Origin of the sequence: Bradyrhizobium yuanmingense (assembly GCF_029167105.1) — a bacterium.
Classification (GTDB): domain Bacteria; phylum Pseudomonadota; class Alphaproteobacteria; order Rhizobiales; family Xanthobacteraceae; genus Bradyrhizobium; species Bradyrhizobium yuanmingense_A.
On record NZ_JARFML010000012.1, the window covers coordinates 143,744 to 158,592 of the forward strand.

The 14,849-nt window shown below is 63.5% G+C and carries 9 protein-coding genes; 5 read left to right on the forward strand and 4 right to left on the reverse strand.

All coding sequences use genetic code 11. From position 1 onward, the window contains the following. Positions 1-26: 26 nt before the first annotated feature. Positions 27-1,226 carry an ABC transporter substrate-binding protein gene (locus P0R31_RS17775; protein WP_275515190.1) on the forward strand — a complete coding sequence of 400 codons (1,200 nt, stop codon included), beginning with the start codon at positions 27-29 and terminating at the stop codon, positions 1,224-1,226. Positions 1,227-1,291: 65 nt separating this feature from the next. On the opposite strand, the gene P0R31_RS17780 is transcribed toward P0R31_RS17775, so the two are convergent. Beyond that, the gene (locus P0R31_RS17780; RefSeq protein ID WP_275515191.1) at positions 1,292-2,407 is read right to left on the reverse strand and encodes a lysozyme inhibitor LprI family protein; all 1,116 of its coding nucleotides are present in this window, start codon (positions 2,405-2,407) and stop codon (positions 1,292-1,294) included. Between the two features lie 178 nt (positions 2,408-2,585). Continuing rightward, positions 2,586-3,317, reverse strand: coding sequence for a transglutaminase-like cysteine peptidase (locus P0R31_RS17785; RefSeq protein ID WP_275515192.1), 732 nt, complete (start codon positions 3,315-3,317; stop codon positions 2,586-2,588). A 618-nt stretch (positions 3,318-3,935) separates the two neighbouring features. On the opposite strand from P0R31_RS17785, the gene P0R31_RS17790 reads away from it, so the two are divergent. The 3 genes from P0R31_RS17790 to P0R31_RS17800 all read left to right on the forward strand — a co-directional run bounded on the left by P0R31_RS17790 (position 3,936) and on the right by P0R31_RS17800 (position 12,804). After that, entirely contained in the window at positions 3,936-9,665 is a 5,730-nt protein-coding gene (locus P0R31_RS17790) for a VCBS domain-containing protein (RefSeq protein WP_430516837.1), read from the forward strand. A gap of 75 nt (positions 9,666-9,740) precedes the next feature. Continuing rightward, positions 9,741-11,972: a CHASE2 domain-containing protein gene (locus tag P0R31_RS17795; protein WP_275515194.1), complete on the forward strand. Its 2,232-nt coding sequence runs from the start codon at positions 9,741-9,743 to the stop codon at positions 11,970-11,972. A 133-nt stretch (positions 11,973-12,105) separates the two neighbouring features. Beyond that, positions 12,106-12,804: a nitroreductase gene (locus tag P0R31_RS17800; RefSeq protein ID WP_275515195.1), complete on the forward strand. Its 699-nt coding sequence runs from the start codon at positions 12,106-12,108 to the stop codon at positions 12,802-12,804. A gap of 97 nt (positions 12,805-12,901) precedes the next feature. Here P0R31_RS17800 and P0R31_RS17805 read toward each other — a convergent pair whose 3' ends face one another. Together P0R31_RS17805 and P0R31_RS17810 are read right to left on the reverse strand one after the other, a co-directional pair. Continuing rightward, a complete protein-coding gene (locus tag P0R31_RS17805) occupies positions 12,902-13,450 on the reverse strand; it encodes a sigma-70 family RNA polymerase sigma factor (RefSeq protein WP_018316216.1) in 549 nt (182 codons plus the stop codon). After that, the gene (locus tag P0R31_RS17810) at positions 13,450-13,683 is read right to left on the reverse strand and encodes a NepR family anti-sigma factor (protein WP_025032292.1); all 234 of its coding nucleotides are present in this window, start codon (positions 13,681-13,683) and stop codon (positions 13,450-13,452) included. The genes P0R31_RS17805 and P0R31_RS17810 overlap by 1 nt, the downstream gene beginning before the upstream one ends. 231 nt (positions 13,684-13,914) lie before the next feature. Here P0R31_RS17810 and P0R31_RS17815 point away from each other — a divergent pair, with 231 nt between their 5' ends. Further along, entirely contained in the window at positions 13,915-14,721 is an 807-nt protein-coding gene (locus P0R31_RS17815) for a response regulator (protein ID WP_035997648.1), read from the forward strand. Positions 14,722-14,849 lie beyond the last annotated feature (128 nt).

The following is a 14,849-nucleotide window of genomic DNA, read 5'->3' on the forward strand; positions in this document are numbered from 1 at the left end:
ACGGGCCTTTAGGAGAGGAGACCTCAATGTCGAAATCGTTCAGCGCATTCGGCCTTGCTGTGGGTGCCGTGGTGCTCACCTGTCTGCCGGCCGCAGCGCAAACCAAGGTCACCAACGAGGGCATCTCGGCAACCGAGATCGTCATCGGCACTCACCAGGATCTATCGGGTCCGATCAAGGGGTGGGGCGTTCCGGTCGCGAACGGCATGAAGATGGCGGCCGAGGAGATCAATGCGGCCGGCGGAATTCACGGCCGCAAGATCCGGCTGGTCGTCGAGGACAGCGGCTACGATCCGAAAAAGGCCGTGCTGGCGTCGCAAAAGCTGATCGAGCGCGACAAGATCTTCGCGATGGTGGGACCGATGGGATCGCCCACGGTGCTCGCCGCGCAGGACATCCTGTTCGATGCCGGTGTCCTGCAGCTCTTTCCGCTGACGGCGGCCGAGTTCACCTTCAAGTTCGATCCGGCCAAGCCGCAGGAGCGCCTGAAGTTCAACAATTTGCTGCCCTACGTCGAGAGCACGCGGGCTGCGGTGAAATACATGATCGAGTGGAAGGGCTTCAAGAAGCCCTGCATCATGCATCAGGACGACGAGTACGGTAAGAACGTGCTCGACGGCTTCAACCAGCAGCTCACCGCCATGAAGGCGCAGCCGGCCTCGATCACGAGCTACAAGCGCGGCGCTTCCGATTTCAGCGCGCAGATCGCCAAGATGAAGTCAGATGGCTGCGACCTCGTCGTGCTCGGCACCGTGCTGCGCGAAACCATCGGGGCGATGACCGAAGCCAAGAAGCTCGGCTGGGACGTCACTTTCCTCGGGGCCACCCCCACCAACGTGATGGAGGTTCCTGCGCTGGGCAAGGAGGCGGTCGAAGGGCTCTACGCCGCCAGCGGCTTCGAGATTCCTTATGAGGACACCGCCAAGGGCAAGGTGAAGGATTGGCTCGTCAACTACAAGAAGATGTTCAACGCCGACGCCAACACGCAAGCCATCATCGGCTACAATGCCATGATGACGTTTGCGTTCTACGCGAACAAGGCGGGCAAGGATCTCACCGGGCAGAAGATGCTGGACGCGCTCGAGTCGGGCGAGAAATTCCTCGACATCTTCAACTCGCCGCCCACCAAGTTCTCCAAGACCGACCACCTTGCCAATACCATCACCCAGGTGCAGCAGGTCAAGGGCGGCCGCTGGGTGCTGGTGAAGGACAATCTGATGTTTTGATCTCTCGCGAGCGACCGGTGCACCTTCTCCCCTTGTGGGAGAGGGTGGGCGGCGCGGAGAGAGGCCTACGATCCCCCGCCTACGGTCCCCGAATTCACCGGGGCGAGCTCGTCTTCCCGGCAGCGCCAGCCGTCGGCGGCTTTGACGAAGGCGAAGGTTCGCTGGATCCTCAGCCGGCGCGAGACGTTGAAGACGTCTGCCGAGCGCGTCTTGTTGCCGGCACCCTGCTGCGGCCGACCCGTCGTGGCGTCCCAGCAGGTGCCGGTGCAGATGGAGGCGATCCTGCTGCACACGGTGAAGGGAGCGAGCACGGCCATTTCGATTTCGCCCGTGACCTGTGCCTCCTGGTCGGTCACCTGGCTGTCGAGCGCATAGACGCGGTTGATGCGCAGGAAGTTGCCGCAGGAATTGGCCGCATGAATCCGCGCGGCGCAGAAATCGACGGCGTCGGCGTCGGGGATGCGGGCCGCGACCTGCCGGCCGAACACCTTTTTGGGATCGCCTTTCGCGGCGCGGATTTCGTCGGCCTTGCGCTTCAAATGGTCGGAGAGACAGTCCTCCGCGGATTCCAGCTCTTGCAGCGGCACGTTCTCCTTGCCGACCAGATTGCATTTGCGGTCGCGCTCGCGCGTCCACCGTCCATATTCGGCGAAGGCAAAGCGTGCCGCAGTCGGGTCCAATTTGCCTATCAGGCCGAGCACCTGGCCGTTGAGCTCGGTTTCGGCAAGCGTCAGCGAGGGGTCTGCGCAGATCACCGCGCCCGCAGCAGTGTTGGCCGCAAGGCAGTCGAAATCCGGATCGCGAACGATCGCGGCCCGCTCCTCGGTGACCTTGAGCAGGCACGCCTTGACCGCCTCGAATTGGTCGGGGCGGATCGCGGTCTGGCCGACGATGCCGCAGCTGAGGTTGCGTTGGCGGACCCAGATCGCATTCTCCTCGATAGCGGGCAGGCGATCCGGCAGGCGGGCGAGCCGCGCCTCGATCGCGATGCTCAGCTTCTCGGCGGCGGCGGCAAGCGCGGCATCACCGCAGAACAATTGGTTGCCGGGGTCGCGAATCAGCTGGCAGTTGTTCCTGGCAAACAGCGGCAGCCTGTCGGCGATCGCGCGCTCGGATTGCGCGGACGCGGGCACCGCCGGCAATGCCAGCAGCGCAAGCACGGACAGCACGATGAATCGCATTCCAAGTCGCCCCCGCACGGAAGGCGCCATGCTAGCGCCTGGTCTTGCGCGGTGAAATGGGTTTGTGGGGACGAGCAGTGGAAGGTCTGTAGCCCGGATGGAGCGCAAGCTTAATCCGGGGCCGGTGCGAGTGGTAAGAGTCCCGGGTTTCGCTGCGCTTCATCCAGGCTACGAGCGATCAACGCGCCTCCGCGGCCGCCATCGAGACCTGCACCGGCTCGTCGACATATTTCAGCACGGCCGACTGGTGGAGCACGAACACTGGCTGATAGCTCCGCGTCGCGTCGTCCCTGACCATCGCCATGCGGCGATTGTCCAGCATCAGCCATTGGCCGTCGAGCTTTGCCGCGGCAATTGCGTGCGCCTCGCCGGCCCTGACGTCGCGCACCACGACGATGCGGAGGTCTTCAGAGGCAATTCCCGCCAGCCGCAGCGCGGCCAGCTTGGCGATGGCATAGTCCTCGCAATCGCCGGTCCCGCGCGCGAAGGTCGAAAGCGGCGAGCTCCAGACGTCGTCGGTGCCGTCATTGGCGGCATGGATGGCGAGATTGATGGCGCGGTTGACCTCGCCGAGCCGCGCACGGCCGTCGCGGGCGCGGGCGTGGTCGACGATGGCGAGCAGCTCGAGCGCCGCCGGTGAAGCGCAATTGTCCCGGTCGCCGTCGCACAGCGCGAGCTGCACCATCTCGTCGTCGAGCTTGTCCTTCAGCGCGGACCATCTCTGCTGCAGGCCACCGGACGAGATGGCGAAGGCGAACACGCCGAACGGTTCGGCGGATTTGCGCACGAGGACGCCGGCGCCGGGCGACAGCAGCGTGCCGGCGCGAAGCTCGGCGGCCGATCCGAGCAGGATCAAGCCGCACATGACAAGGATTGCGCGCCAGGCGCGCGAGCGAGCAGCGGTCTCCATCTGACATCCCCTTCCCGGGCTTCACGAGATCCCCCTCGATCTGGACGTGCCGGGCTTTGTTACTTTCGCGGAGATAGTGCGAGACGGGCCGTTTTGTTCTGCTTAACGCGGCCGGCAGGGGTTTTAAAACCGGGTGACAGGCTGAACCGGACCCGCTCGAGTTGCGTAAAATTTTACGATTCGGGGCCTAGGAGGGGTCTCGCCGCGCAAGGGAACCGATTGCAGGCACAAGTTGTGCGGGCCGCCGATTCTGGCACTTATGGCTAACGGCCCGCTATTTCACGGGTTCTGTTAGTTAGGTCACAGAATTAATGCCGTATTTGCCGCAGGATGTTGCAGGGCGTCACGAACAAAAGATAACGCAAGTATCTATTCTGCGGGTTTACTTGAGAGAACTTGGGGGGGAGGGGAATGAGCTCATCTAAGCTTATTTCGACTTGGAAATTCATGAAATATGACTTCCATTCCCCTGGGAGGGCGTCGCGCCGCGCTGGCTCTTACGACCAAGTGATGCGAAATCACACAAGCAATAGATGGTTTCGCTAAGGACTTGGTAATGCTAAGCAAGCTTAGGCGGTCGATACTTACTTAGATTTTAACCCTTTTTACGGTGCCCGGTTGAATTACGCTGGCAAATTTGACGCCGCGACGTCTTTGGACGGCCAGGGTTCCAGCTCGCCCGCCTTTGCCGATTCCTTTACCGCCAAGCCCTTCATTGCCAAGGCGCACGGCCTCGTGCCTGACGGCGCATTCGTCGTTCCCGACCCCCATCTGATCTTCAACGGCGAGTTCAAGCGTGCCGGGCTCGACCTCGTGTTGTCCCACGACGGTCATGAGTTTGTCGTTCACGATTATTTCAGGGGCGATAAGCGCGCCGCGCTCGCTTCGCCCGACGGCGCCCACCTCAGCGGCGACGTCGTCAACGCCCTCACCGGCCATGTCCAGGTTGCCCAGGCCGCGCCCGGTGCCGGTGCGGGCCAGGTCATCGGTCACGTCACCAAGCTCGTGGGCAGCGCGACCGCGATCCGCAACGGCGTCTCGGTCATCCTGAATAATGGCGACAACGTCGAGAAGGGCGACGTGGTCTCGACCGGCTCCGACTCGACGCTCGGCATCACCTTCATCGACGGCACCGTGTTCGGCCTGTCCTCCAACGCGCGGATGGTGCTGAACGAGATGGTCTACGACCCCAACGGGTCGAACAATTCCTCGCTGCTCAGCCTCGTCGCGGGCACCATCACCTTCGTCGCTGGCGAAACCGCCAAGCGCGGCGACATGAAGGTCGACACGCCGGTCGCCACCATGGGCATCCGCGGCACGGCGGTGCTCACCCAGATCAACTTCGTCGTTCCCGCCGGCGGCGGCGATCCGCAGCCGCAGGCGAGCTTCCAGGTGCTGGTCGAGCCGAACGGCACGACCGGCTCCTACATCCTGTTCGACAAGGTCACGCTGCTGCCGATCGCGACGGTCAACCAGGCCGGCCAGATGATCCAGATCAGCGGGGGCAACGTCTCGATCACCAATGCACTGATGTCGCCGGAGGTGCAGAAGCTGATCACGGATGTGTTCACGCTGAAGTTCACCGACAACAACACCAACACCAAGCTGACCACGAACTACACCGATACGATCACGCCGTTCGGCTATGACGTGTTGCTCAAATCGTCGTCCGGCCCCACCGCCACCGCGACATTCGTCAATCTCAATCCGCAGACGCAGGAAAGCCCCAACACGCCGACGCCGACGGTCGGCCGCATTCCCGGTCAGCCGACCGTGCAAAGCTTCGACCTCGGCGGCAACGTGAAGACGGCGTTCGTGCTGACCGAACGGGCGGACACCACCGGCGATACGCGCGCCGACACGATTTCCGGATTGATCAGATTCCTCGATCAAAACCTCGGCGACCTGCCGACGGTGAGCGTGAGCCTCGCCGAGGCGCCGAACTACGTCTACAAGAATGCCGGCCAGCAGGACGTTACCGGCTCGCTCACCGCGCTGCAGAAGCAGGATATCGTCGCGACGCAGATCCAGATCAGCGTCGTCCCTGACCCCGCCAACAACAACAACGGCTCGGCGGTCTGGACCTACACGATCCCCGACCACGTCTTCGACTTCCTCGCCGCCGGCGAAACCCTGACGCTGACCTACATGGTCCGCGTCGACACCAATTTCATGGTGAACCCCGAGTCCAAGTTCATCCCGATCACCATCACGATCACGGGAACGAACGACAAGCCGACGGTGGCGACATCAGGCGGCACGGTCATCGAGCAGGTCGGCACGGGCAACGAGGCGCTCGACGTCATTACCGGCACGGTCACCTTCACCGACGTCGATCTGACGGACCGGCCGATCGTGAGCGCGGCGCTCTCGTCCACCCAGCCGTTCAAGTACCTCGATGCCGAAGGCAACGATATCACCGCCACGTTGACCCCGGCGCAGCTCGCCGCGATCTCTGCCGTCAAGGTGCCGTTGAGCGTGGTTCAGGGCGCTGGAAACGGCAACAACGGGACGGCCACCTGGACCTACAGTGTTCCCGACCATCTGTTCGACTTCCTTGCCGAGGACGAGAAGCTTATCCTCAACTACGTGGTGCAGGTCGATGACGGTCACGGCGGTGTCGTCAGCACGCCGCTCACGGTGTCCATCGACGGCGCCGACGTCAATGTCGAAGGCACCAACGATGTGCCGACGATCGTCGAGGACGAAACGATCGTCACCGGCGCGGTGACCGAGGATGCGGAAACCCTGACGGCGAACGGCACCATTGCCTTCAACGATCCCGACCTCACGGATACGCACAGTGCGAGCTTCGTCCTGAAGTCGACGACGTCGAACGCGCATCTGCCCGGATTCAACAACGGCACCTCGCATATCGGCACGTTTGCGCTGGGAACGGTGATTCAAAGCCCGGGCGCCAGCTCCCGCGGGTCAGTCGGCTGGACCTTCACGATCGACGACAACGATCCGGTGCTGCAGTCGCTGGCCGAGGGCCAGACCATCACGCAGGTCTACACCATCAAGGTCGACGACCATCACGGCGGGACCGTCACCAAAGACGTCACCGTCACGATCACCGGGACCAACGATGCCCCGACCATCACCAGCGACGAAGACGCGGCAGCGGGGAGCGTTACTGAGGACGCGGGCTTGCCCCTCTCGATCGGCGGCACGTTGGCGATCCAGGATCTGGATCTGATCGACACCCACACGGCGCATGCGGTGTTCACCTCGTCGTCCGTCAGCTCTCCTCTGCCTGGGTTCGGCGCCAACGCGAACATCGGCACGTTTACGATCGATCCGTCGGTCCTGGAATCCAACCTGGACACCAACAACGGCGCGGCGCTCGGCTGGCACTTCACGCTCGACAACAGCAATGCGGTGCTGCAGTCGCTGGCGCAGGGCCAGAGCATCACCCAGGTCTACACCGTCACTTTCACGGACAACCACAACGCGACGGTCACGCAGGAGGTCACGGTTACGATCAACGGCGCCAACGACGCGCCGACGATCATTAGCAGCGCCGCGGATGCCGCCGGAGCCGTGACCGAGGATAGCGCGACGCTGTCGATCGGCGGCACGCTTGAAATCCAGGATCTCGACCTGATCGACACCCACACCGCGCAGGCGGTGTTCAAGGAGTCATCCGTCAGCTCGCCTCTGCCGGGGTTCGGTGCCAACGCGAACATCGGCACCTTCACGATTGATCCGTCGGTGCTCGAATCCAGCACCGATACCAGCAACGGCGCGACGCTGGGCTGGCACTTCAACCTCCACAACAGCAATGCGGTGCTGCAGTCGCTGGCGAAGGGCCAGACCATCACCCAGGTCTACACCGTGACCTTTACCGACAATCACGGTGCCGAGGTCTCGCAGGACGTGACCGTCACCATCACGGGCGTCAACGACGCGCCGACAATCACGAGCGATGCTGCCGCGGCCCAAGGCTCGGTCACTGAAGACGATTGCGGGACGCTGACCACGAGCGGCACGCTGGCGATCCAGGACGTCGACCTGATCGACACCCACTCGGTGCAGTGGTCGTTCAAGTCGTCGTCCGTCAGCACGGAACTGCCCGGCTTCGAGGACGGCAGCACGAACATCGGCACCTTCACGATCGGCACGCTGTCGGAATCCAATACCGACACCAGTGGCGCTGCGACGCTGAACTGGCAGTTCACGTTGGATAATGACAATCCCTTGCTGCAGTCGCTGGCGGAAGGGCAGATCATCACCCAGGTCTACACCGTCACTTTCACCGACAATCACGGTGCCCTAGTTTCCCAGGACGTCACCGTCACCATCACCGGCACCAACGATGAGCCCGCCGTCTCCTATGTGACTTCGGACTACATGAACTTCGACGGCGAGACCATCGCGGTCGGCGAGGTGCCGACGGTCGCCTCCGACGACGTGACATTGGACGGATGGGTGAACTGGAACGGAGACGCTGCACCCGACGGCCAGGTCTTGTTCTACAACGGCAATACCTCGAGCGCCGGGTTCGGTCTCATCGGCACAGTCGTCGCCGGCAAGCTGGAGATCGAGATCCTCGAGGGAGGCGTCGAGATCCAGGATACCGGCTTCGCGCTGACGGCAGGGCAATGGCACAACCTCGCCTTGACCCGCGACGACGGCATATTCACGCTCTATGTCGACGGGAACGCCGTTTATTCCGGTAGCGGGACTGTCAACTCGATCGGGAGTGGTCAGGACCCGTCCTACATGATGATCGGGGCGGCGAGCGACAGGAACGCCCCAGGCTTCGGGGCGCAAGGCTTCACCGGGTCGATCGCCGATGTCAGCGTCTGGACCACAGCGCTGACGCAGGCGCAGATCCAGTCGATCGATTTCACCGCGCTGACGGGCAGCGAGGCGAACCTTGCGGCATATTATCAACTGAACGACGGCAGCGGGACTACGGCCGCCAATGCAGTCAATCCTGCCAAGAGCCTCGCGATCGAGGGCGATGCGGACTGGGCCAGCGGCACCTCCGGGCCGGGCGGCGCCATTGCTGATCTGATGGAGACCAATGCCGGCCAGCTTGCGCACGGCGTGCTCGTGGTCTCCGACGTCGACGCCACCGATCACGTCACGGTATCAGTCAGTCAGCTGCAGGCCTCGCTCAACGGCGTGCCGCAAACCGGCAATGTCGGCGGGCTGTCGCACGAGGACTTGCTGAACTATTTCGTCGTCCCGTCCGGCGACATTCTGAACGGCACGGCGACCCACGCCCAGTTCACGTGGCAGTTCAATTCGGTCGGGCAGGCCTTCGACTTCCTCGCCGCCGGCCAGACGCTGTCGCTGCAATACACGATCGTTCCGTCGGATGGTCTCGGCGCAGGCACGGGTGCCGTCGTTACCATCAACATCGACGGCACAAACGATGCGCCGACGCTGTCCGACCTTCAGATCGGTCCGCTCGTTGACACCAACGCGGCGGACACCTTCTCCAATTTGACCGGTACGCTGGCGGGAACAGATGTCGATAGCGGCGAGACGGCGACGCTGACCTATGCCGTTCTGAACGCGGATTGTCACGGAACGGCGACGGGTCTGTACGGCGCGCTGACGGTCAACGCCGACGGCAGCTACAGCTACGTTCCCAATGCAGCAGCGATCAACGCGCTGCCGGAAGGATCCTACGCGGATACTTTCACGGTGCGGACCACGGACGCGCATGGTGCGACCGGCACGGCAACGCTCACGGTGGACGTGGCTGGGGCGAACGACGAGAACGACGCTCCCGTGATCGACGTCGATCAAATCAGCGTCGGGCAGGAAGGCGACCAGATCTTCGTTCACGGCATCACGGTCACCGACGCCGACGCTGCCGCCGATGAAATCTTCTCACTCACTGCAGCGGCGGATTCGGGTACATATGTGGACCCTGCATCGACGTCCGATACTTTGGCGGGCATCAATTCGACGCTTCAGACGCTGACATACACTGATCCGAGCCAGAGCGCGGCTGCGACGGACAAGGTCGTGATCACCGTGGCCGACGGCCACGGCGCGACAGATACGGTCAACCTGATCTTCAACCTGAACGAACAAGGCCCGGTGACTCTCGCCAGCACCAACGGCAAGGATGTGCTGTTCGGTACCGGCTATCAGGATCAGTTCGTGTTCGAGGCCAATTCGAACCACGACACGATCCTCGAGTTCGAGCACGGTCAGGACCACATCGACCTGTCGGCCGTTGTGACCACCACCAGCGTTTCCGACTGGATGACCCAGCACGTGGCCGCGTCGGGGACGGATACCCTCATCACGCTCGACGCGGCGAACACCATCCTGGTGAAGGGCGTCAGCCTTCAGGCCTGCGACTTCATCGTGCATTCCTGACGCGCTTGGCCGGCCGATCGCCTGCACAGCCGATCGGAGCTGCCGCTTGCCGCCAAAGCGTGCTATCCAATCACCATGAAACGTCTCAAGATCCTGCGGCGGTGGTTTGCGCGGAAGTTCGGCCTTGCGCGGCTGATCTGCCTTGCGTTGCTGGTCTTGTTCGCGGGCGCGCGCCTGTGGGATCCGCCGCCGATCCAGGAATTGCGGCTGCGCACCTTCGACATGTTTCAATTGATCGATCCGCGCGAGAAGGCGGCGCGGCCGGTCGTCATCGTCGATATCGACGACAAGAGCCTCGCCAGGCTCGGCCAGTGGCCCTGGCCGCGCTCGCGCATCGCCGACATGGTCCAGAACCTCACCAACAGCGGCGCGGTGGCGATCGGCTTCGACGTGGTCTTCTCCGAAGCCGACCGGCTCAACCCGGATCAGGTCGCGAGCCAGATGCGCTATCTCGACGACGCGACCCGCGCCAAGCTGCGTGAGCTGCCGAGCAACGATCAGATCCTCGCCGACGCGATCAAGCGCTCGCTCGTCGTGCTGGGCGAGACCGGGCTTCCGGAGGTCTTGTCCGAGCTCGACAAGTCGCTGCCGTTCACGGGGGTGGCCACGGTGGGGGAAGACGGGGCCGAGCGTTTCCTGTTCGAATTCCCCGGCCTGCTCCGCAATGTGCCGGTCATCGAGAGGGCCGCGGCCGGCCGCGGCCTATTCTCGATCCGGACCGAGCGTGACGGATTGATCCGCCGCGTGCCGATGATCATGCGCGCCCAGGGCAACATCATGCCCTCGCTCAGCCTCGAGATCCTGCGCGTCGTCACGGGCACGCCGACCCTGCTGATCCGTGCCGACAAGACGGGCATCAAGTCGATCCGCCTCAAGGGTTTGGAGGTTCCGACCGACAAGAACGGTCAGCTCTGGGTGCACTATGCCCGCCGGGATCCTTCGATCTACGTCTCCGCGGTCGACGTGCTCGACAATGCGGTGCCGCCCACGAGGTTTGCCGGCAAGCTGGTGCTGGTCGGCACCTCCGCGGGCGGCTTGAACGACATCAAGACCACGCCGGTGTCCCGCGCCATGCCGGGTGTCGAGATCCATGCCCAGGTGCTGGAGGGCGTGCTGAGCCGCGCGGTGATCTCGCAGCCGAACTACGCGCTCGACTTCGAGCTGATTACGGCGCTGGTCATCGGCCTGCTCGTCATCATTTTCACGCCGAATCTCGGACCGGTGCGCCTCGTGCTAGCGGGGGCGACCTTCGCCACCATCCTGGTCGGCGTGTCCTGGTTCTTCTACGCGCAGCACCGCCAGCTCATCGACTTCACCTATCCGCTGCTGTCGACGACCGCAGTCTACCTGACGCTGATCTTCGCCAGCTTCGTGCGCGAGCAGCGCCAGCGCGTGCAGATCCGCGGGCAATTCGCGCAATACATGTCGCCGGTGCTGGTCGAGCAGCTGGCGCAGTCGCCGGAGAAGCTCGTGCTCGGCGGCGAGGAGCGCGAGATGACGATCATGTTCTCCGACGTGCGCGGCTTCACCACGATCTCGGAGAGCTACAAGCACGATCCGCAAGGGCTGATCGCGCTGATGAACCGCTTCCTGACGCCGCTGACCGACGTCATCATCGAGCGCAAGGGTTACATCGACAAGTACATGGGCGACGCCATCATGGCGTTCTGGAACGCGCCGCTCGACGACGCCGAGCACGAGATCAACGCCTGCGAAGCCGCGATCCAGATGCTCGAGCAGATCGACGAGGTCAACAAGGAGCGCGAGCAGGAGGCTGCCGATGGCGGCCACGTCTACATCCCGCTCAATGTCGGCATCGGTCTCAACACCGGCATCGGCGTGGTCGGCAACATGGGGTCCGACCTGAAGAAGAACTATTCGGTGCTCGGCGACAGCGTCAACCTGGCCTCGCGCCTCGAGGGCCAGTCGAAGGCATACGGATTTCCGATCATCGTGGGCTCACGCACGGCACTCGCCGCCAAGGAGAAATTCGCGATCCTCGAGCTCGACTTCATCATGGTCAAGGGCAAGACCGAGCCGGAAGTGATCTACGCCATCGCCGGCCGCGAGGACGTGATGCATTCGGCCGCGTTCCAGCGCCTGCGCAACATCACCATCGAGATGCTCGGCTGCTACCGCAGCCGCGACTGGCAGGGCGCACTGGATGCCATCGAGCGCGGCCGCAAAAGCGAGGACGCCGACACGCTGGAGAAGCTGTTCAGGCTTTACGAGGCGCGAATCAAGGATTTCCAGATCGATCCTCCGCCGGAGGGCTGGACCGGCGCCTATGCCCTGCTGACCAAGTAGTCGTCACGGTCACCGCTCGCGCTGGGTGGGCAGAACAAAGCATGCCTACCATATGCAGGTGCATCGAGGTAAGTATGGCGGTGGGACGGCGCTTGGCGCCTCTGCCAACCAGAAGAATAAGGCGAGCTGAGTGATGGACGCACAAGTGAGACAGAACGACCGCATCGGGGAGCTCGAAGAGCTCCTCAACGAGCGCTACTCCGTTCGCGCATTTCTCCCCAAGGAGGTCGATCGCGCCACCATCGAGCATGTGCTGGCGACCGCGCAGCGCACGGCATCCTGGTGCAACAGCCAGCCCTGGCAGGTCATCATCGCCAGCGGCGAGGCCAAGGAGCGCTTTCGCAAGGCGATCTACGCGGAGGCCTCGAAGGGCCTCGGCGATGACTACGACTTCACGCCACCGCGCGAATATGTCGGGGTCTATCTCGATCGTCGCCGCGAGAGCGGCTTCCAACTCTACAACACGCTCGGCATCGCCCGCGGCGACAAGGCGGCCTATGCCAAGCAGGCGCTGGAGAACTACAATTTCTTCGGCGCACCGCATGTCGCCATCATCCACACCAACGAGCCGCTCGGTATCTACGGTGCGATCGATTGCGGTGCCTATGTCTCCAACTTCGTGCTGGCGGCGCAGGCGCTCGGGCTCGGCACCATTCCGCAGGCCGCGCTGGCGCGGCATTCCGGCCTGATCCGCCGCCACTTCGATCTGCCCGATGACCGCCGCGTCGTCTGCGGGATCTCGTTCGGCTATGCGGACCATGCGCACAAGGTCAACAGCTACCGCACTTCGCGGGCGAGCGTGGCCGAGACCGCAACCTTCGTGGATGTGTGATCGCGACGTGAGCCGGACGCATCGGCGTCAGACGCGCGCGAAGACAGCCGTGAAACCGGCCGTCTTCGTCTTGTTCCGGTGCGATTGACGGCGGCGGTCAGCCGCCGCTGCCGCCGATCACGGCCCGTACGGTCTCGTCAGGCCCAAAATCCTCGGCGCCGTCGACATAGAGCAGCGCGGCGAGCTTCGAGCGCGCGCGGTTCACGCGGCTCTTGATGGTGCCGACTGCGCAGCCGCAGATCGAGGCCGCGTCCTCATAGGAGAAGCCGGACGCGCCGACCAGGATCAAGGCCTCACGCTGATCCTGCGGAAGCTTGTCGAGCGCGGTGCGAAACTCCTCGAATTCGAGGTGCGCATTCTGCGAGGGCTGGGTCTTCAGCGTCTTGGCGTAATTGCCCTCGGCATCTTCGACCTCGCGCCGCCGCTTGCGATAGTCGGACCGGAACAGGTTGCGCAGGATCGTGAATAGCCAGGCCGGCAGGTTGGAGCCGGGCTGGAACGAGTCGATGTTGGCGAGCGCGCGCAGCAGCGTCTCCTGGACCAAATCGTCGGCGCGGTCCGCATTGCCGCTGAGCGAGATGGCGAAGGCGCGCAGACTGGGCACGGCCGCCAAGATGTCGTTACGCAGGGAGTCCGTGAGAGGCATTAATCCCTCCCATTGTTGTTGTCGTTGGATCCGCCCTCATTTTCCACGTGGGGTGACGCTCCCGGTGCATCAAGCTTCTTGATCAGTTCTGCGAACCGATCCGGAACCCCCTGTCGTACGACATCGTCGTACATGGCGCGCAACTGGTGCCCGATCCGGGATTGAATCTCCGGAGTCAGGCCTCCCTTGCCGGGGGTCGTGCTTCTGCTGGCTTGAGACTTGAGATCTTTCATGACCTGTTCCACGTTTCCCCGAGTTAAGTGACTGTAAAATCGAGAAGTTTTCTCAACCGGGAGCCGTTCCCTGGATAGGCACAATTCCAGCTGCGCCAAAAAGTTCCCAGCTCGGCGGAACTTTTGTTGTCGTGAGGCGTAGACAGCCCAGCAGGGGAACCTGGGCCCCCCGCGTGATGCCTGACCTCAGGATTGGACCTCAAGGTTGGCCCGAAGACGAATGGAGTGGGGATGTCCCGTTCACAGGTAGTTGCTGAACACTTGCCGTTGTTGCGCCGGTACGCGCGGGCTCTGACAGGCAGCCAGGCCTCCGGTGACGCCTATGTCGCCGCCATGTTGGAAGCCATGCTGGGCGATCCGTCGGTACTCGACGAGAACCATGGGCCCCGGGCCGGCCTGTTCCGGCTGTTCACCCAGATCTGGAATTCGGTCTCGATCAACGACGATGCCGAGGTGACGACCCTGCCGATGCCGCCGGAACGGCGGCTGTCGAACATCACCCCGCTGCCGCGCCAGGCCTTCCTGCTGCTCTCGCTCGAGGGCTTTTCGGAAGAGGAAGTCGCCTTCATTCTCGGCACCGACGTCGCCGAGACGCGCCGTCTTGCGGATGCGGCCGGACGCGAGATGGCCGCCGAGATCGCCACCGACGTGCTGATCATCGAGGACGAGACCTTCATCGCCATGGACCTCGAGAGCCTGGTGAAGAATCTCGGCCACAACGTCGTCGGCGTCGCGCGCACCCATGCCGACGCGGTGGCGCTGGCCAAGAACAAGCGGCCCGGCCTGATTCTCGCCGATATCCAGCTTGCCGACGGCTCGTCGGGCCTGGACGCCGTCAACGAGCTGCTGCGCACTTTCGAGGTGCCGGTGGTGTTCATCACGGCCTATCCGGAGCGTTTCCTCACCGGCGAGCGTCCCGAGCCGGCGTTCCTGATCTCAAAGCCGTTCCAGCCCGCGATGGTATCGGCGGTGGCGAGCCAGGCCCTGTTCTTCCAGCGCAACTCGCGCAATCGCACGCCCAAAGCGCCTGCGGCGTAAGGAAGACCTATCGAACACGAGGGCGGCGCGTCGCAAGGCGCGCCGTTCACATATGTGGCGGCGGAGCGTCGTCCTGCCCTGCCTCAGCAGCCGCGGCAGATGCCGCGAAGCATCGAGTTCAGTTTTGT